The sequence below is a fragment of the Pseudomonas sp. Y3 TE3536 genome (assembly GCF_053629175.1).
In genome coordinates, this window is the sequence record NZ_JBRJHU010000001.1 from 2,174,513 (window position 1) to 2,193,031 (window position 18,519).

The window sequence follows — 18,519 nt, forward strand, 5'->3', positions numbered from 1 at the left end:
GTCGCGATGGGGCGCGAAGCGGCCCCAAGTCATTTTTGGCCATTAGGCGCCGAACGGCGCTACACTCTGCACCCCGACCGATACGGCCAACACGAGGCTCCTGCATGCAGTATCGCGACTTGCGCGACTTCATCCGTGGCCTGGAACAGCGCGGTGAACTCAAGCGCATCCAGGTTCCGATTTCTCCCGTCCTGGAAATGACCGAGGTCTGCGACCGCACCCTGCGTGCCAAAGGCCCGGCGTTACTGTTCGAGAAGCCCACGGGGTACGACATCCCAGTATTGGGCAACCTGTTCGGCACGCCCGAGCGGGTGGCCATGGGCATGGGCGCCGAGTCGGTCGAAGAACTGCGCGAAATCGGCAAGCTGCTGGCCTTCCTCAAAGAACCAGAGCCGCCGAAAGGCCTGAAGGATGCCTGGTCGAAGCTGCCGATCTTCAAGAAGGTCGTGTCGATGGCGCCGAAGGTGGTCAAGGATGCGGTGTGCCAGGAAGTCGTTGTCGAAGGTGACGACGTCGACCTTGGCCAGTTGCCGATCCAGCACTGCTGGCCAGGCGATGTGGCCCCGCTGATCACTTGGGGCCTGACCGTTACCCGCGGCCCGAACAAGGACCGCCAGAACCTGGGCATCTACCGCCAGCAGGTCATCGGCCGCAACAAAGTCATCATGCGCTGGCTGAGCCACCGTGGCGGCGCGCTGGATTACCGCGAATGGTGCGAGAAGCACCCCGGCCAGCCGTTCCCAGTGGCCGTGGCGCTGGGCGCGGACCCTGCAACCATCCTGGGCGCCGTGACGCCGGTGCCGGATACCCTGTCCGAATATGCCTTCGCGGGCCTGCTGCGTGGCAACCGCACCGAGCTGGTCAAGTGCCGTGGCAGCAACCTGCAGGTGCCGGCCACCGCCGAGATCATTCTCGAAGGCGTGATTCACCCGGGCGAAATGGCGCCGGAAGGCCCCTACGGCGACCACACCGGCTATTACAACGAAGTGGACAGCTTCCCGGTGTTCACGGTCGAGCGCATCACTCACCGGCAAAAACCGATCTACCACAGCACCTACACGGGCCGTCCGCCGGATGAGCCGGCGATTCTCGGCGTGGCGCTGAACGAAGTGTTCGTGCCGATCCTGCAAAAGCAGTTCCCGGAGATCGTCGACTTCTACCTGCCACCGGAAGGTTGCTCGTACCGCATGGCGGTGGTGACCATGAAAAAACAATACCCAGGCCATGCCAAGCGCGTGATGCTGGGTGTGTGGTCGTTCCTGCGACAGTTCATGTACACCAAGTTTGTTATCGTCACCGACGATGACATCAACGCCCGCGACTGGAACGATGTGATCTGGGCCATCACCACGCGCATGGACCCCAAGCGTGATACGGTGATGATCGACAACACCCCGATCGACTACCTGGACTTCGCGTCGCCGGTGTCCGGGTTGGGGTCGAAGATGGGCCTGGACGCCACCCACAAGTGGCCGGGCGAGACTACACGCGAATGGGGACGGGTCATCGTCAAGGACGAGGCCGTCACCCGCCGTATCGATGAGCTGTGGGATCAGTTGGGAATAGATTGATGCAGGTAACGTTGCAGCCGTCCGGGGCAGTGCTGGCGCTTGAACCCGGGGAACGGATCCTGGATGGAGCGCGGCGGCTCGGCTATGACTGCCCGAACAGCTGCCGCAATGGCAATTGCCATGTTTGCGCCGCCTTGCTGGTGGAAGGGAGCGTCCGCCAGAACGGCGAAGTACGCGACCATGGCGAGCTGTTCACCTGTATTGCCGAACCGCTGGAGGATTGCGTGTTGCTCTGGGATGGTGTGCTCGCCCTGGGCGAGCTGCCAGTGCGCAAGCTGGCGTGTAGCGTGAGCGAATGCGTCGAGGTCGGTGGCGACGTCTGGCGCGTGCGCCTGCGTGCGCCTGCCGGCAAACCGCTGCGTTATCACGCCGGTCAGTACCTGATGATCGAGCGCGAAGGCGGCAAGCAGGCGGCGTTCTCCCTGGCTTCTGCGCCGCATGGTGGGCGTGAGCTGGAACTGCACGTGCTGGCGCGTGAGCCCAGCGCGCTGCAGCTGATCGAGCAACTGCAGCGTGATCGCCTGGCGCGCATCGAAATGCCTTTCGGTGATGCGCACCTGGCCGAGTTGCCAGACGGGCCGTTGGTGCTGATCGCCGCCGGTACGGGAATGGGCCAGATGCACAGCCTGGTCGAGCATTGCCGTGCCCAGGGCTTCAAGCATCCGGTACACCTTTACTGGGGTGTGCGCCGTCCTGAGGACTTTTACCAGATCGAGCATTGGGACGAATGGTTGCGCCTGCCCAACCTGTTCCTGCACAAGGTCGTCAGTGACCTGTGTGGGTGGGAAGGCCGTTGCGGCATGCTGCACGAGGCCGTTTGCGAAGACATCCACGACCTCAACGGCGTGCACGTCTACGCCAGCGGCTCGCCAAACATGGTCTATGCCACCCTCGATGCCCTGGTCGAGGCCGGTATGGATGCGCACCGCATGCGCGCCGATGTATTTGCCTACGCGCCGCGCGGCTAATAACTCAAGTTCAAACGAGTGGGTATAAGGCGGTAATTGTTACCGCCTTGGCTAATAACTTTCACTCCGCTCGAAACATTGCTCTCCAATCGTCGGAAGTTCGCGTGAAACTTTAGCTTTCGGGCTTGAGTGTTGGCGCGTTTCTATCCTAAGGTTAATGCAGACACCTTAGGTGCGGGGCGCAAACCCCGGCACACAGCGATTCTCGCTTTATCTGTAGTTCACAGGGAATAATGGCGGCAGCGTATGTCGGCAATTGAAAGTTTGTCCTGGAAAAGTGCTTACCCTCCGGCGCTCGACTTCGGCCAGCAACTGACCCGCGAGCAATTGATCAACTCCATGCAACTGACCATGTCACGCCATGAAGGCGGGCCTGTGTGGTTGTTCGCCTATGGTTCATTGATCTGGCGACCGGAGTGCAGTTCGGTAGAGCGGCAGCGCGCACGGGTGCACGGTTATCACCGTGGGCTGTACCTGTGGTCGCACGAGCACCGTGGCACACCGGAAACGCCCGGCCTGGTGTTCGGCCTGGACCGTGGTGGGTCATGCAGTGGTTTTGCCTATCGGCTGGATGAAAGCAACCTGGATGATTCGCTGATGGCCCTGTGGCAACGCGAAATGCCGTACCCGGCCTACCGCCCGCATTGGCTCAGCTGCCGGTTGGGTGATGGCAGCAAGGTGCAGGCCTTGGGTTTTGTGCTGGAGCGCCATTTGCCGTGCTATGCGGGGAATTTGCCCGACACACTGCTCAGCCAGATCCTTGCCAGTGCCAAGGGGCGATATGGCACCACGCGCGAGTATGTGGAGCAGACCTTGAATGCGTTGCGCAGCCACCAGATGCCAGATCGCAACCTGGAGGCGCGGTTCAGGCGCTGCCATAACCTGCGGGAAGTCTGATTTATTGACTGGCAGTACCGGCCTCTTCGCGGGGCAAGCCCGCTCCCACAGGCACCCGAGCCGACTTAAGGGCAGTGGATAATCTGTGGGAGCGGGCTTGCCCCGCGAAGAGGCCCGAGCAGGCAACCAAGCAGCCAGACGCTAGCTAGTCAGCACCACCAACTTACCCACAGCCTGCCGCTGCCCCAGCTTCTCAATGGCAGCCCCAGCCTCAGCCAGTGGATAAGTCTCCGACACCAGCGGCTTCAGCTTGCCTTCACCCTGCCAGGCAAACAGCTGACGGAAGTTAGCTGCATTCTGCTCCGGCTGACGCTGGGCAAACGCCCCCCAAAACACCCCCACGACCGCTGCGCCCTTGAGCAGCACCAGGTTCGCCGCCAGCTGTGGGATCGCCCCGCTGGCAAACCCCACCACCAGCAGCCGGCCATTCCAGGCCAGGCCCCTTACCGCCTGGTCGAACAGCTCGCCACCCACCGGGTCGTAGATCACGTCCACGCCCTGGCCGCCGGTCAGGCGCTTGATCTCGTCCTTGAGGCTGGCCTGGCTGTAGTCGATCAGCTCATCGGCGCCGGCAGCCTTAGCCACGGCCAGTTTTTCGGCGCTGCTGGCTGCAGCGATCACCCGGGCGCCCATGGCCTTGCCTATTTCCACGGCCGCCAGGCCCACACCCCCTGAGGCCCCCAGCACCAGCAGGGTTTCACCCGGCTGCAGGTGACCGCGCTGCTTGAGTGCATGCATCGAGGTGCCATAGGTCATGCCGAAGGCGGCGGCGGTGGTGAAGTCCATGTGCTCGGGGATCGGCATCACGTTGTAGAAGGGCACCGCCACCTGTTCGGCGAACGCACCCCACCCCGTGAGGGCCATGACCCGATCGCCCACCTTGAACGCACCGGCCTTCTCGCCGACCGCAACCACCACACCGGCCGCTTCGCCACCTGGGGAAAACGGCAGCGGTGGCTGGAACTGGTATTTACCTTCGATGATCAAGGTATCGGGGAAGTTGACGCCCGCAGCCTGCACATCCAGCAGGATCTCGTTCTTTTTCGGCACGGGGCTGGCGACGTCTTCCAGTACCAGGTCGCGCGCCGGGCCCAAGGTTTTGCACAACACAGCTTTCATCGGGGCTATTCCTTTGCGGGTAGTGGCCGATAAGTGTAGGAGGGCCACCTGCCGGGTCAACGAGCATGGCCTACCCTGATGGGCCGGCATAAGCCAGGGCTTGGGTTTGAGCGGTGTGCTGGGTAAGCTGGCGCCAATTGTATTGAGGAGCGAATTCGTGAAAGCGTGGATCTTGATGGTGCTGGCCCTGATGCTGCCAGTTGCGGCCGTGGCCGAAGAAGCCAAGGAAGGGGCGCCCAAGGTCGCCTACATCACCCTGAGCCCACCCTTTGTCGGTAACTATGCCCTCGACGGCAGCCCCAAGCTGCGTGTCTACAAGGCCGACGTAGCCCTGCGCGTGACCGGTGATGAAGCCGCCAAGGCCGTGAAACACCACGAGCCGCTGATCCGTAACCAGCTGGTGGCGCTGTTCACCCAGCAGACGGTGGACAAGATGAGCAACGTCGACGCCAAGGAGCAACTGCGCCAGGAAGCCTTGAAGCAGGTGCAGCAGGTGATGGAAGCGGAAGAGGGCAAGCCGATTGTCGAAGACCTGCTGTTCAACAACTTGATTGTGCAGTGATCAGGACGCCAGCGTCCGCCGAAAGCGCGCCAGCGCCACGCTGAAGAACACCAGGCCGATCACGGCCAGGGCCAGGATGTCTGGCCATACCACGACCACGCCGGCGTCGCGGAACAGGATCGCGGTGCCGAGGCTGACGAAATGCGTCGACGGCGAGCCCTGCATGACCCACTGCAGCCACTGCGGCATGCTGTCCAGCGGGGTACTGCCGCCAGACAGCAACAGCATCGGGATGATGACCGGGATCGCCAGCAGGCCGAATTGAGGCGTCGAGCGCGCCAGGGTGGCGAGGAAGATGCCCAAGGCGGTACTGGCGAACAGGTACAGCGCGGTCACGGCCAGGAACAGTCCGATGGAGCCAGACAGCGGCACGCCCAGGGCGCCTTTGACCACCACGATGAGCGACACCCAGGTACACAGCACCACCACCAGCGCGTTGCTGGCGATTTTCGCCAGCATGATTTCCAAAGCGGTCAACGGCAGCACCAGCAAGTGGTCGAGGGTGCCGTGTTCACGCTCGCGCAACAGCGCCGTGCCGGTGAGGATGATCGCCAGGATGGTGATGTTGTTGATGATCTGGATCACGGCCAGAAACCAGCCACCCTCCAGGTTGGGGTTGAACAGTGCCTTGGGGTTGATCAGCACGGGGCTCTGGGTTGTGGTGCGCTGGGCATAGTCGAGCAGCTCACGCTCGAAGATCCGGCCGATGTAGCCGGCGCCCATGAACGCCTGGCTCATGGCCGTGGCGTCGACGTTGATCTGCAGCTCGGGTGAGCGCCCGGCCAGCAGGTCGCTCTGGAAGTTCACCGGTACATTGATCACGAAGGTGTACTGGCCGCTGTCCATGGCCTGGTCCAGGCGGTCCGGGGGCAGGGGCACGGCAGGTTGAAACTCGGGTGGTTGCAGTGACTCGGTGAGCTTGCGCGAGAGCTGGCTATGGTCTTCGTCCACCACGGCAACGCTGGCGTTGTGCACGCCGATCACCGAGCCCGCCGCCGGCATGTAGATCGCCACGCTGAAGGCATACAGCAAAAACAGCAGCAGCACGCTGTCGTGGCGCAGGCTGGTCAGCTCTTTCAGGCCCAGGCGCAGGGTGTGGTTCAGGCGCGACATGTCAGGCCTCCTGCTTCTTCAGCATGGCCAGGCTCAGGCCGGTGAACACGGCGAAGAAGCTCAGCAGGATCAGGCACTGCGGCCACAGCTCGCGCAGGCCCAGCGCTTTGGTGAAGGTGCCGACCGCGATGTCCAGGAAGTAACCCGCCGGGAACAGCTGGCCCATCACTGCCGCGGCGCCATCGAGCGACGAGCGTGGCACGATCAAACCGGAGAACTGGATGGTCGGCAGGCTGGTGATGATCATGGTGCCCAGGATGGCCGCGATTTGGGTGCGGGTGAAGGCCGAGATCAGCAAGCCCAGGCTGGTGGTCGCCAGCAGGTAGGCGACGCCGCCGCAGGCCAGGGCCAGCACGCTGCCCTTGAGCGGTACGGCAAACAACCAGCGGTTCATCGCCACCAGCAACGCCAGGTTGACCAGGCTTACGGCCAGGTAGGGCAGCTGTTTGCCGAGCAGAAACTCCAGCCGGGTGAGGGGCGTGGCGTAGAAGTTGGTGATGGAGCCAAGTTCTTTTTCCCGGACGATGCCCAGGGCGGTGAGCATGGCCGGGATGAACGCCAGGATCAGCGCCATGACGCCGGGCCCGATGGCATTCACGCTGACCACGTCCTGGTTGTAGCGGAAGCGTGTTTCCAGGCGAACCGGGTCTTGGCGCTGCACCGGTTGCTGGCTGGCCGCGGCAAATTGTTCGAGGTTCGCCTGGTGCACTGCTTCGACGTAGTTGCGGCTGGTCTCCGCACGAAACGGCATGCCGCCGTCGAGCCAGGCGGCCACCACCGGTTGGCGACCGGCGTAAAGGTCACGGCCAAAGCCGGGTGGGATTTCCAGCGCCAGTTTGATTTCGGAACGTTGCAGGCGTTGGTGCATTTCACGGGTATCGCGAATCGGCGCCTGCTCGGCGAAATAGCGTGATCCGCGAAACGCTTCGAGGTAGGCCCGGCTTTGCGGGCTTTGGTCTTGGTCATGAACGGCGAAGGCGAGGTTCTCTACATCCAGCGAGATGCCATAGCCAAAGATCACCATCATGAACACGGCGCCGAGCAGGGCGAAGGCCAGGCGCACTTTGTCGCGCAGTAGCTCCTTGCCCTCCCGGCTGGCCACCGCCAGCAGGCGGCGCAGGCTGAAACCTTGGCGCAACGGTGGTGTGGCCGCTGCCGGCTGTTCCAGCACAGTGTTTTGCGGGGCCTGGGGTACGGCCCCCTGGGCTTGCTCCAGGCAGCGCACGAAGGCGTCTTCCAGGGTTTCGCCGGCGTACTGGTGTTGCAGGGCATCAGGCGTGTCACAGGCCAGCACGCGCCCGGCGTGCATGAACGAAATGCGGTCGCAGCGCTGGGCTTCGTTCATGAAGTGAGTAGAGAGGAAAATGGTCACGCCTTGCTCGCGCGACAACTCCACCAGCAGTCGCCAGAAGTCATCGCGGGCGGCAGGGTCGACGCCGGAAGTCGGCTCGTCGAGGATCAGCACTTCAGGGCGGTGCAGCACCGCGACGGCCAGTGACAGGCGCTGGCGCAGGCCGAGGGGCAGGGCGCCTGACGGTTGGTCGGCGATGTCGCGCAGGCCGAAGCGCTCGATCAGTTCGTTGATGCGCTGCGCGCTGTCGGCCTTGGGCAGGTCGAACAGGCGCGCATGCAGCGTGAGGTTCTGGCGGGTGCTGAGCTCGCCATACAGCGAGAAACTCTGCGACATGAAACCAACCCGCTTGCGCGTGGCCAGGTCGCTGGCGTCCACCGGGCGGCCCAGCAGGCTGGCACTGCCCTCGCTGGCGGGTACCAGGCCCGTAAGCACTTTCATGGTGCTGGTCTTGCCGCAGCCGTTGGAGCCGAGAAAACCGAAAATTTCCCCACGGCCAATGGCGAAGCTGACCTTGTTGACCGCGGTGAAGTCACCAAAGCGCAGGGTCAGGTCATGCGCTTCGATGGCGACCACGCCGTCATTTGCCGAGCGTGGCGGGATAGTCAACGGCGCAGGTTGCGTACTGCCTGCCCCTTGGAAATGGGTGAAGGCATCGTCCAGTTTGCCGCTGGGCGTGACGCCCGCCAATGTGTGGCTGGGGCCCGCGGCAATCAGCCGGCCGCCATCGAGCATCAGGCAATGCTCGAACTGCTCGGCTTCCTCCATATAAGCAGTGGCCACCAGCAGCGTCAATTGCGGGCGTTGTTCGCGTACCTGCTCGACCAGTTCCCAGAAGCGTCGCCGCGACAGGGGGTCGACCCCGGTCGTGGGTTCGTCGAGGATCAGCAGGTCAGGTTCGTGGATCAACGCGCAGCACAGGCCCAGTTTCTGCTTCATGCCGCCCGACAGCTTGCCGGCCGGGCGCTCGGCGAAGCGATGCAGGTCGGTGGCCTGCAGCAGGTTGGCCATGCGCTGTTCGCATTCGTGCCGGCCCAGGCCAAACAGCGTGGCGAAAAAACGAATGTTCTCGCTGATCGACAGCTCGGGGTACAGGTTGTTGCCCAGCCCTTGGGGCATGAACGCGACCTTGGGGTACAGCGCAGCGCGGTGGCGTCGTTGGCGGATCGAGCCGCCCAGCACCTGCAACTCGCCCTGCTGCAGGCGTTTTACACCGGCGATCAGCCCGAGCAGGGTCGATTTGCCGGCTCCGTCAGGCCCGATCAGTGCACAGCGGGTGCCGCTGGGCAGGCTGAAACCCAGCGTCTGCAAGGCGATCAGGTCGCCATAACGGTGGCTGATGCCCTCGGCCAGCAGTGCCGGCGCGTTCATTGCAGGTTGGCCGGCCAGTCCACGTCAGCCGTGCGCACATAGCCAGCACCCGGCATGCCCGGCTTGGCTTGCGGCACGGCGCTTGGTTCGCTCAGGCGCAGTTTTACGCGAAACACCAGTTTCTGCCGCTCATCGCGGGTTTCGACCTGTTTCGGGGTGAACTGCGCCTTGGCTGCGACAAACGTTACCTTCGCCGGCAACGCCTGATCGGGCAGCGCATCGAGGACGATGCGTGCCTGATCGCCAACGGTCAGCCGGCCGCTGGTGGAGGCTGGGAGGTAGAGGTTCATGTACTGGTCGCTCGGGTCGATCAGCATCAACACGCGACCGCCAGCGCCCAACACCTCACCCGGCTCGGCCAGGCGCAGCTGGATGATGCCGTCGATGGGCGCGCGCAGGCTGCTGTCGTCGATCTCGCTGGTCAGCTGGGCGACTTGGGCCTGGGCCGCGCCGATGGCGGCTTTGACGGCTGCCAGCTGGGCGCGCGCGGCAAACACCCCCGCGTTCGCGGTGTCGAAGCGGGCCTGCTGCTGGTCGAGCAGTTGTTGGCTGGCATAGTTGCGCTTGAAAATCTCGCGCACGCGCTTGAGTTCCTGGCCGGCGAGCAGCAGCTCACTCTGGCGCAGTTGCACGCTGGCCTGGGCCGCCGCGTAGTTTTCCTGGGCGCGCAGCACTTCGGCCTCGGCCTGGTTGCGCTGGGCTTCCATTGTGCGGGTGTCGATACGCGCCAGCAGCTGACCACGGGTCACCTTGTCGCCTTCGTCGACCCGCACTTCAGCCAAACGCCCGGGGACCTTGGTGGCAATTTGCACTTCGGTCGCCTCGAGGCGGCCGTTGCCCATGCTCAGGCCTTCCGGCAGCTGGTCATGCAGCGACTTCCAGTAACCCAGCCCGGCAGCGGTCGCCAGTAAGACGATCAGCGCGGTGGCGAAGATCCTGGGGGCATATCGATTCATCAGTCAGCATCCCTGCTCAGTGCACAGCCTATCGTGGCGTGCGGCTATCCATGGCGTGTTGATATCGGTCAAACCCCTAGATCCTAGCCCACCTTCACTTCAGCGCGACAATGGCCGCCCATTGTTCGGGGGTAACCGGCATCACCGACAGGCGGCTGCCTTTTTGCACCAGCGGCAATTCGGCAAGCGCGGCCTGTTGTTTAAGCCGGCCAAGGTCGAGCACTTTGGGCAGGGTTTTCACATGGGCCACGTCCACCGCACTCCACGGGTTCTTCTCGGCGGTGGCCTTGGGGTCGTAATAGTGGCTTTCTGGGTCCAGTGCGGTCGGGTCCGGGTAGGCCGCCGCAGTGATGCGGGCGATGCCAGCAATGCCCGGTTGCGGGCAGCTGGAATGGTAGAAGAAGAACTCGTCGCCCACGCTCATGGCCCGCAAAAAGTTGCGCGCCTGGTAGTTACGCACGCCGTCCCAGCGCGCTTCGCCCAGCCGGCCGAGGGCTTCGATCGAGAGCTCGTCGGGCTCGGATTTCATCAGCCAATAGGCCATGCATGCTGCTCCTGAAAAGGTTTGAAATAACCTGTTGCACGAAACCGACAGCCGGTTGGCGCCAATGTTTGCGTGTCGGCGCAGGTTGTCGGAAAATGCGCCCCGTTTAAAGCGAGATGCTCTGGCGATACCCAGAAAATCGCCAAGCCGAAACAGTTTGCCTGGGGGGCAATCTTCGATGAATCAACGCAAAAAGCCGGATCTGCTGTGGATCCTGGTGTTCATTTTTGGCTTGGGTGTGGTCACTACTGGTTATGCGCAAGGGTTCTTGGAGCGCAAGCTGGACACCGCCTATCAAATGCCGGTCGACGCCAGCCAGCCGCAACGTTGATGCCCTCCGCTGGCGCCGCTCAGTTCGGCGCCAGGTACCAGTCGCGGTCCGAGACCGTGCCTTGCAATGGTACATCCCAACTGGCCTGTGCCAGCCGCTCGACCTTCTGGCATTCATGCGCCAGCCCCAATAGCAAAGGTTTCTTCCAGGTCTTGCGGCGCGCCTGGTAGGCCAGGCTGCGGTCATAGAAACCACCGCCCATGCCCAAGCGGCCACCCACTGCATCGAAACCCACCAGCGGCAGCAGGATCAGGTCCAAGGCCCAGATCGGGCGTTGGCGTTTGCGGTCGGTCAGTGGCTCTGGAATACGGAAGCGGTTGCGCTTGAGTTTTTCACCCTGTTCGAACCGCTGAAACACCATGCGTGTGCGCGGCCAGGCGTGTAGCACCGGCAGGTAAGTGCGTTTGCCGCGTCGCTGGGCTTCGCGCAATAGCAGGTAGGGGTCGATTTCGCCGTCGTTGGGCAAGTACAGGGCAATGTGCCGGGCGCGGCGGAACAGCGGGTCTTGCGCCAGCTGGCGGTATAGGCCAAGGGCGGCTTGGCGCTGCTGGGCAGGCGTCAGTGCGCGGCGGGCATTGCGGAGCAGTCGACGAAGCTGGGGGCGGGTGAGCGGCGCGGTGTCGGTCATGGCACAGGCGTTCCCAGTTGTCGCGACTGGTAGGGTATGCCCGCAGCAAGGGCGGACAAAAAAATAAGGCTCCCCGATAAGACCGCTATCGGTGTAGCCCTTGAACCCGAAAGTTCAAGGTGGAGATTGCAGGGGGCGTTAAGGCTTTCCGTCGAGCGGACATGCACACCGGCCCCAGCGTGCAACCCCCGTGGTTGTGCGTATCGGCTCAGGGACATAACCGACTGGCGCATCCCCCAGGGAGTGGCGCCAGTATACCAATCTCAGCCGATTTTGGTATCCGTGTCGTCGGACAAAGCCTTATCGACCCGATCCAGCAGGTCGCGCACCTGTTCGCGGTTGGTGCCAGCGACCGGGGCAGCGCTACGGTCTTCCTGGCGGTGCAGCATCTCGTGGGTAATGTTCAACGCAGCCATGACCGCGATGCGGTCGGCGCCGATCACCTTGCCGCTGCTGCGGATCTCGCGCATCTTGCCGTCCAGGTAGCGCGCGGCGCTGACCAGGTTGTTGCGCTCTTCCGGCGGGCAGATGATCGAGTATTCCTTGTCGAGGATCTGCACGGTGACGCTATTGCTTGAACTCATGAGTCTTGCTCCAGAGCCTTGAGGCGTAAAATCATCGACTCGACCTTGCGCCTTGCGATCTCGTTCTTTTCGATGAGGTGGGCGCGCTCTTCGCGCCAGGATTTTTCCTGAGCTACTAGGAGTGCATTTTGCCGTTTTAGTTGCTCGACACGTTCGATCAGCAACTCGAATCGGCTCATCAGCGCTTGCAGGTCGTTCTCTTGCGTGGGTTGCACTCGAATCGCTCCGTCGTTGAGTCACCTGGCGATGATGCCTCTCCCCGGGCCGCGACGGCCAGTGCCGATGGTCTTGGCGCGCCTGCCGGTGCTAGGATACAAGGTCTCCATTCTAGTCATTGCGCCGTCTGGCGCCTAGTTGCCCATGCCCAATACCCAATCGCCCTACATTGCCTTCGCCATGCTGCTTGCCAGCAACGGCCACCCTGTCACTCCTGCCGAGCTGCACGGCTTGCTGGTCGGGCGCAGCTGCGCCGGTGCCGGCTTCGATGCCGACGCCTGGCTGGCCGACGCCGCCCAACTGCTGGAAAACGAACCCGGTGACACCGTCCGCAACGCCTTGATCGGCTTGCAAGAGATGGTCAAGGGCGAGCTCACCAGCGATGACATGGCCATCGTCCTGCTGCTGCCGACCGATGATGCCGCGCTGGCTGACCGTGCTGCGGCGCTGGGCCAGTGGTGCCAAGGCTTCATCACGGGCTTTGGCCTGAACGCCGGTGGCAAGGACCTGTCCACCGAAGCCAAAGACGTGCTGCAGGACCTGGTGGCAATCTCCCAAGTACAAGAAGCCCTCGAAGAGTCCGAAGACGGCGAGAGCGACTACATGGAAGTCATGGAATACCTGCGCGTCGCGCCGCTGCTGCTGTTCTCCGAGCTGGCCAAGCCGGCCGCGCCTGCGTCCAAGCCATCGTTGCACTGATCAACCGGGGGTAGTCTGCCCATGAGCCACATTCCCAAGGCCGAGTATGCCCGTCGGCGCAAGGCGCTGATGGCGCAGATGGTCCCCAACAGCATCGCCATCCTGCCCGCCGCCGCCGTTGCCATTCGCAACCGCGACGTCGAGCACGTGTACCGCCAGGACAGCGATTTCCAGTACCTCAGCGGCTTTCCCGAGCCCGAGGCGGTGATTGCGCTGATCCCGGGCCGTGAACATGGCGAGTACGTGCTGTTCTGCCGCGAGCGCAACCCTGAGCGCGAGCAGTGGGAAGGGCTGCGCGCGGGCCAGGAAGGTGCGGTGCGTGATTTTGGCGCCGACGATGCCTTCCCGATCACCGACATCGACGAGATCCTGCCGGGCCTGATCGAGGGCCGGGAGCGGGTGTACAGCGCCATGGGCAGCAACCCGGAATTCGATCGCCGGCTGATGGACTGGATCAACGTGATCCGCTCCAAGGCGCGCCTGGGTGCCCAGCCGCCGAACGAGTTCGTTGCGCTGGATCATCTGCTGCACGACATGCGCCTGTATAAATCGGCGGCAGAAGTGAAGGTGATGCGCGTTGCCGCAGACATTTCCGCCCGTGCCCACGTGCGTGCCATGCAGGCCTGCCGGGCCGGGCTGCACGAGTACAGCCTGGAAGCCGAGCTGGATTACGAGTTCCGCAAAGGCGGCGCGAAAATGCCGGCCTATGGCTCGATCGTCGCGGCCGGGCGCAATGGCTGCATCCTGCACTATCAGCAGAATGACGCCCCGCTCAAGGACGGCGACCTGGTGTTGATCGACGCGGGCTGCGAAATCGACTGCTATGCCAGCGACATCACCCGTACGTTCCCGGTCAGCGGGCGTTTTTCGCCCGAGCAGAAGGCCATCTACGAGCTGGTGCTGAAGGCCCAGGCCGCAGCCTTCGCCGAAATCGCCCCCGGCAAGCACTGGAACCACGCCCACGAGGCGACCGTGCAGGTCATCACCGAGGGCCTGGTGGAACTGGGGTTGCTCAAGGGCGATGTGCAGGGGCTGATCGAAAGCGAAGCCTACCGCGCGTTCTACATGCACCGCGCCGGGCACTGGCTGGGCATGGATGTGCACGATGTGGGCGAATACAAAGTGGGCGGCCAGTGGCGCGTGCTGGAGCCCGGCATGGCGCTGACCGTCGAACCGGGCATCTACATCGCCGCCGACAACCAGGCGGTGGCCAAGAAGTGGCGCGGCATCGGCGTAAGGATCGAGGACGACGTGGTAGTGACCAGGCAGGGCTGTGAAATTCTGACGTCGGGTGTACCCCGCACAGTCGCCGAGATCGAGGCGCTGATGCAGGCTGCGCGCAAGGACGCGGCATGAACCGGGTCCACTTGGCGATCATCGGGGGCGGCCTGGTCGGCGCGAGCCTGGCGTTGGCCCTGCAGGCCGGGGCCAAGGCGCGGGGTTGGAAGATCCTGCTGATCGAGCCGTTCGCACCCGGCCACAGTTTCCAGCCCAGCTACGATGCACGCTCGTCGGCGTTGTCGTATGGCACGCAACAGATCTACCAGCAGTTGGGTCTGTGGCAGGCCATCAGCCAGCGCGCCGAGCCTATCCTGCAAATTCAGGTATCGGACCGTGGCCGGTTCGGTGCCACGCGCCTCGATGCCCACGAAGAAGGCGTGCCAGCGCTGGGTTTCGTGGTGGAAAACGCCTGGCTCGGGCAGTGCCTGTGGCAGGGGTTGGACCCTGAGGTGGTGAGCTGGCGTTGCCCCGCCGAAGTGAGGGCGATGCACGCCATCGAAGGCGGTTATCGCCTGCAGCTGGATGACGACACCAGCCTGGAATGCGACTTGGCAGTGCTGGCCGATGGCGGCCGCTCTGGCCTGCGTGAGCAGCTGGGTATTCATGTGCGCCGCACGCCCTATGAGCAAAGCGCCCTGATCGCCAACATCACGCCTGGCGAAGCCCACCGCGGCCAGGCGTTCGAGCGGTTCACCGAAACCGGCCCGATGGCCCTGCTGCCACTGCCGGAAAACCGCTGCGCGCTGGTCTGGACCCGTCAGGGCATGGACGCTCAGCGCCTGGCCGAAATCGACGAACGCAGCTTCCTGCGCGAGCTGCAGGACGCCTTCGGCTATCGTCTTGGGGCTTTGCGCCAAGTGGGTGCAAGGCATCTGTACCCGCTGGCACTGGTCGAGGCCGAAGAGCAGATACGCCCGCACCTGGTGGTGCTGGGCAACGCTGCGCACAGCCTGCACCCCATTGCCGGCCAGGGCTTCAACCTGTCGCTGCGTGACGTCCAGGTGCTTGCACACGCGCTGCTGGCGGGCCCGCAGCACCCCGGTGACCTTGGCACCTTGCGGGCCTATCATCAGCGTCAGCGCCTAGACCAGGCGCTGACCATCGGCTTCTCCGACCAGGTCACCCGCCTGTTCGGCAGCAACCAGCCGTTGCTGGCTGCCGGGCGCAACATTGGCCTGCTCGGGCTCGACCTGCTGCCGCCGGCAAAAAGCTGGTTTGCCCGCCAGGCCATGGGCTTGGGTACGCGCCCCGATCCGCGGGGCCAGGCATGAGCAATCCGCGCAGACTGGCGCGCCGGGCCCGCATGTTGCGCTGGTTACTGAACCTTTACCCGCCGTACCTGGGCGCCGGTATCCGCGTGCAGCACATCAGCCCGGACATGCGCAGCGTCAAGGTCCGCATGAAGCTCACCCGCTGGAACCGCAACTACGTCGGTACCCAGTTCGGCGGCAGCCTCTATTCGATGGTCGACCCGTTCTACATGCTGCTGCTGATCGAGCAGTTGGGGCGCGAGTACATCGTCTGGGACAAGGCGGCGAGCATCGATTTCATCTCGCCGGGCAAAGGCCCCGTGTACGCCGAGTTCCACCTCGATGACGCCCTGCTCGACGACATTCGCCAGCAGACCGCCACCGGCAAGAAGTGCCTGCCGCGGCTGCAGGTGGACATCCGCGACGGCGCCGGCGAACTGGTAGCGCGGGTCGATAAAACCCTATACGTGCGGCTCAAGCCGCAAGCGAGGCAGGCGTAAAGCATGGAAATGCGCGCAGATCTGTTGATTGTCGGTGCCGGTATGGTCGGCAGCGCCCTGGCCCTGGCATTGCGCCACAGTGGCTTGGACATTCTCCTGCTCGACGGCAGCCCGCTGTCGGTAAAACCCTTCGATACCGAAGCGCCGTTCGAGCCGCGCGTCAGTGCCCTGTCGGCGGCCAGCCAGCGCATTCTGGAGCGCCTAGGCGCCTGGGATGGCATCGCCCGGCGACGGGCCACGCCGTATACCGACATGCACGTCTGGGATGGCAGCGGTACGGGCCAGATCCACTTCTCGGCGGCCAGCGTGCATGCCCAGGTGCTCGGCCACATCGTCGAAAACCGGGTGGTGCAGGATGGCTTGCTGGAGCGTCTGCATGACAGCGACATCGGCCTGTTGCCCAACGCGCGGCTCGAGCAACTGCGCCGTTCCGGTGACGAGTGGCTGCTGACCCTGGCCGACGGCCGCCAACTGCGGGCACCGTTGGTAGTGGCGGCGGATGGCGCCAACTCGGCGGTACGCCGCCTGACCGGCTGCGAAACCCGTGAGTGGGATTACCTGCACCACGCCATCGTCACCAGCGTACGTTGCAGTGCGGGGCACCAGGCTACGGCCTGGCAGCGCTTTACCGACGAGGGCCCGCTGGCGTTTCTGCCGCTGACACGTGAGGGCCAGCAGGACTGGTGCTCGATCGTCTGGTCGACCACGCCAGAGCATGCCGAGCAACTGATGGCGCTGGACGAGCCGGCCTTCCTCAAGGCCCTGGAGCGGGCCTTCGAGGGGCGCCTGGGTGAGGTGCTGCAGGCCGACCCACGCGTGTGCGTGCCGCTGCGTCAGCGCCATGCCAAGCGCTATGTGGCTGAGGGCCTGGCGTTGATCGGCGATGCCGCGCACACCATTCACCCGTTGGCCGGGCAGGGCGTCAACCTGGGGTTCCTTGATGCCGCCGTGCTGGCCGAGGTGCTGGTGAATGCCAGCGAGCGCGGCGAACGGCTGGCGGATGTAAAGGTGCTGAGCCGCTATGAGCGCCGGCGCATGCCGCACAACTTGGGGCTGATGGCCGCCATGGAAGGGTTCGAGCGGCTGTTCCAGGCCAATCCGCTGCCGTTGCGCTGGTTGCGTAACAGTGGCTTGAAGCTGGTGGAGCAGATGCCGGAGGCCAAGGCATTGTTCGTGCGCCAAGCGTTGGGGCTGACTGGGGACCTACCGGAGTTGGCCAAACCCTGACGTTAGCACGGCCTCTGTAGGAGCAGCCTTGCGCTGCGAAAGGGCCGGTATGACGAGCACCGTTGTGGCTTCTTCGCAGCACAAGGCTGCTCCTACAGGAGGCCCGGGCAGGGGCTGCAACATCCGGTAACGGCTCCGAGGGTGAGGGACAAAATGGGATTCACTACCATTTGCGCCTCTCATACGATCCGAGGAGTGCATTTCATGTTGCCACGCAAGCCCCTACTGGCCGCCCTGGCCCTGACGTTGTTCGGCGGCACTGCCCAGGCAGCGGAAGAAGTGGTGGTGTACTCCTCGCGCATCGACGAGCTGATCAAGCCGGTGTTCGACGCCTACACCGCCAAGACCGGGGTCAAGGTCAAGTTCATCACCGACAAGGAAGCCCCGCTGATGCAACGCATCAAGGCAGAGGGCGAGAACGGTGTGGCCGACCTGCTGCTGACTGTCGATGCCGGCAACCTCTGGCAGGCCGAGCAGATGGGCATCCTGCAACCGATCAAATCGGACATCATCGACCGGAACATCCCGCCGCAATACCGGGCCTCGTCCCATGACTGGACCGGCCTGAGCCTGCGCGCGCGCACCATCATCTACTCCACCGACCGGGTCAAACCGGAGCAGCTGAGCACCTACGAAGCCCTGGCCGACAAGCAGTGGGAAGGGCGTCTGTGCCTGCGCACTGCGAAGAAGGTCTACAACCAGTCGCTGACCGCCACCTTGATCGAGAACCACGGCGAGGCGAAAACCGAAGCCATCGTCAAAGGTTGGGTGAATAACTTGTCCACCGACGTGTTCTCCGATGACAACGCCGTGATCCAGGCCATCGAAGCTGGCCAGTGCGACGTGGGCGTGGTCAACACTTACTACTACGGGCGCCTGCATAAACAAAACCCCACGTTGCCAGTCAAGATCTTCTGGCCCAACCAAGGTGACCGCGGTGTGCACGTCAACCTGTCGGGTATCGGCCTGACCAAGCATGCACCGCACCCTGAGGCTGCGAAAAAGCTGGTGGAATGGATGACCGGCGAGGACGCGCAGAAGCTGTTCGCCGACATCAACCAGGAGTTCCCGGCCAACCCGAAGGTCAAGCCATCGGACGAGGTAGCCGCCTGGGGCAGCTTCAAGGCTGACAGCATTCCGGTCGAAATCGCTGGCAAGCGCCAGGCCGAAGCGATTCGCTTGATGGATCGGGCTGGCTGGAACTAAGTTATCCTTCCGGGGCCTGCAAGGGCCCTTTCGCGGGCAAGCCCGCTCCCACAGGTTTTTCACTGCCCTGAAGCGTGTGTAAACCCTGTGGGGGCCGGCTTGCCCGCGAACGACCGCGCAGCGGTCGCAATCGCAACCGAGAGTT

General features: G+C 63.8%; 19 protein-coding genes and 1 other RNA gene. 11 read left to right on the plus strand and 9 right to left on the minus strand.

The genetic code is table 11. From position 1 onward, the window contains the following. Positions 1–104: 104 nt before the first annotated feature. The 3 genes from ubiD (at position 105) to AB7M33_RS09860 (ending at position 3,436) form a co-directional block, all read left to right on the plus strand. Positions 105–1,571 carry a 4-hydroxy-3-polyprenylbenzoate decarboxylase gene (ubiD, locus tag AB7M33_RS09850; RefSeq protein WP_033702193.1) on the plus strand — a complete coding sequence of 489 codons (1,467 nt, stop codon included), beginning with the start codon at positions 105–107 and terminating at the stop codon, positions 1,569–1,571. Continuing rightward, positions 1,571–2,539: a CDP-6-deoxy-delta-3,4-glucoseen reductase gene (locus AB7M33_RS09855; protein WP_099430760.1), complete on the plus strand. Its 969-nt coding sequence runs from the start codon at positions 1,571–1,573 to the stop codon at positions 2,537–2,539. Before ubiD ends, AB7M33_RS09855 begins: the two co-directional genes overlap by 1 nt. Before the next feature lie 246 nt (positions 2,540–2,785). Next, entirely contained in the window at positions 2,786–3,436 is a 651-nt protein-coding gene (locus tag AB7M33_RS09860) for a gamma-glutamylcyclotransferase (RefSeq protein ID WP_099455685.1), read from the plus strand. A gap of 141 nt (positions 3,437–3,577) precedes the next feature. Here the strand turns inward: AB7M33_RS09860 and AB7M33_RS09865 are convergent, their stop codons facing one another. Further along, the gene (locus AB7M33_RS09865) at positions 3,578–4,555 is read right to left on the minus strand and encodes an NADPH:quinone oxidoreductase family protein (protein ID WP_186681430.1); all 978 of its coding nucleotides are present in this window, start codon (positions 4,553–4,555) and stop codon (positions 3,578–3,580) included. Positions 4,556–4,712: 157 nt separating this feature from the next. Here AB7M33_RS09865 and AB7M33_RS09870 point away from each other — a divergent pair, with 157 nt between their 5' ends. After that, entirely contained in the window at positions 4,713–5,117 is a 405-nt protein-coding gene (locus AB7M33_RS09870) for a flagellar basal body-associated protein FliL (protein ID WP_027592226.1), read from the plus strand. On the opposite strand, the gene AB7M33_RS09875 is transcribed toward AB7M33_RS09870, so the two are convergent. The 4 genes from AB7M33_RS09875 to AB7M33_RS09890 all read right to left on the minus strand — a co-directional run bounded on the left by AB7M33_RS09875 (position 5,118) and on the right by AB7M33_RS09890 (position 10,452). Beyond that, a complete protein-coding gene (locus AB7M33_RS09875) occupies positions 5,118–6,230 on the minus strand; it encodes an ABC transporter permease (protein ID WP_454242781.1) in 1,113 nt (370 codons plus the stop codon). It abuts the gene before it with no gap. Between the two features lies 1 nt (position 6,231). Then, positions 6,232–8,952 carry a ribosome-associated ATPase/putative transporter RbbA gene (rbbA, locus tag AB7M33_RS09880; RefSeq protein ID WP_454242782.1) on the minus strand — a complete coding sequence of 907 codons (2,721 nt, stop codon included), beginning with the start codon at positions 8,950–8,952 and terminating at the stop codon, positions 6,232–6,234. Beyond that, positions 8,949–9,908 (minus strand): HlyD family secretion protein, encoded by a 960-nt coding sequence (locus AB7M33_RS09885; protein WP_454242783.1) that lies wholly within the window; start codon positions 9,906–9,908, stop codon positions 8,949–8,951. The genes rbbA and AB7M33_RS09885 overlap by 4 nt, the downstream gene beginning before the upstream one ends. 94 nt (positions 9,909–10,002) lie before the next feature. Further along, complete coding sequence (locus tag AB7M33_RS09890) at positions 10,003–10,452, minus strand: EVE domain-containing protein (RefSeq protein WP_099430754.1); 450 nt, start codon at positions 10,450–10,452, stop codon at positions 10,003–10,005. Between the two features lie 178 nt (positions 10,453–10,630). Here AB7M33_RS09890 and AB7M33_RS09895 point away from each other — a divergent pair, with 178 nt between their 5' ends. Then, positions 10,631–10,783 carry a hypothetical protein gene (locus tag AB7M33_RS09895; protein WP_172960392.1) on the plus strand — a complete coding sequence of 51 codons (153 nt, stop codon included), beginning with the start codon at positions 10,631–10,633 and terminating at the stop codon, positions 10,781–10,783. A 19-nt stretch (positions 10,784–10,802) separates the two neighbouring features. Here the strand turns inward: AB7M33_RS09895 and AB7M33_RS09900 are convergent, their stop codons facing one another. The 4 genes from AB7M33_RS09900 to AB7M33_RS09915 form a co-directional block, all read right to left on the minus strand. After that, positions 10,803–11,411, minus strand: a complete 609-nt coding sequence (locus AB7M33_RS09900; protein ID WP_454242784.1) for a 5-formyltetrahydrofolate cyclo-ligase — start codon at positions 11,409–11,411, stop codon at positions 10,803–10,805. Positions 11,412–11,477: 66 nt separating this feature from the next. Beyond that, positions 11,478–11,657, minus strand: a non-coding RNA gene (gene ssrS / locus AB7M33_RS09905) — 6S RNA. A gap of 17 nt (positions 11,658–11,674) precedes the next feature. After that, complete coding sequence (locus AB7M33_RS09910; protein ID WP_027592233.1) at positions 11,675–11,995, minus strand: cell division protein ZapA; 321 nt, start codon at positions 11,993–11,995, stop codon at positions 11,675–11,677. Next, the gene (locus AB7M33_RS09915; RefSeq protein ID WP_033693939.1) at positions 11,992–12,174 is read right to left on the minus strand and encodes a TIGR02449 family protein; all 183 of its coding nucleotides are present in this window, start codon (positions 12,172–12,174) and stop codon (positions 11,992–11,994) included. Before AB7M33_RS09915 ends, AB7M33_RS09910 begins: the two co-directional genes overlap by 4 nt. Before the next feature lie 181 nt (positions 12,175–12,355). Here AB7M33_RS09915 and AB7M33_RS09920 point away from each other — a divergent pair, with 181 nt between their 5' ends. The 6 genes from AB7M33_RS09920 (at position 12,356) to AB7M33_RS09945 (ending at position 18,374) form a co-directional block, all read left to right on the plus strand. Beyond that, positions 12,356–12,910, plus strand: a complete 555-nt coding sequence (locus AB7M33_RS09920; protein ID WP_099430753.1) for a YecA/YgfB family protein — start codon at positions 12,356–12,358, stop codon at positions 12,908–12,910. Positions 12,911–12,931: 21 nt separating this feature from the next. Beyond that, a complete protein-coding gene (gene pepP / locus AB7M33_RS09925) occupies positions 12,932–14,266 on the plus strand; it encodes a Xaa-Pro aminopeptidase (protein ID WP_027592235.1) in 1,335 nt (444 codons plus the stop codon). Next, positions 14,263–15,462 carry a 2-octaprenyl-6-methoxyphenyl hydroxylase gene (ubiH, locus tag AB7M33_RS09930; protein ID WP_454242785.1) on the plus strand — a complete coding sequence of 400 codons (1,200 nt, stop codon included), beginning with the start codon at positions 14,263–14,265 and terminating at the stop codon, positions 15,460–15,462. Before pepP ends, ubiH begins: the two co-directional genes overlap by 4 nt. After that, positions 15,459–15,941: a DUF4442 domain-containing protein gene (locus AB7M33_RS09935; protein ID WP_027592237.1), complete on the plus strand. Its 483-nt coding sequence runs from the start codon at positions 15,459–15,461 to the stop codon at positions 15,939–15,941. The genes ubiH and AB7M33_RS09935 overlap by 4 nt, the downstream gene beginning before the upstream one ends. 9 nt (positions 15,942–15,950) lie before the next feature. After that, on the plus strand, positions 15,951–17,168 hold the full coding sequence (locus AB7M33_RS09940; RefSeq protein WP_274888534.1) for a 2-octaprenyl-3-methyl-6-methoxy-1,4-benzoquinol hydroxylase: 1,218 nt from the start codon (positions 15,951–15,953) through the stop codon (positions 17,166–17,168). A 204-nt stretch (positions 17,169–17,372) separates the two neighbouring features. After that, positions 17,373–18,374 (plus strand): extracellular solute-binding protein, encoded by a 1,002-nt coding sequence (locus AB7M33_RS09945; RefSeq protein WP_454242786.1) that lies wholly within the window; start codon positions 17,373–17,375, stop codon positions 18,372–18,374. The last annotated feature ends 145 nt before the right edge of the window (positions 18,375–18,519 follow it).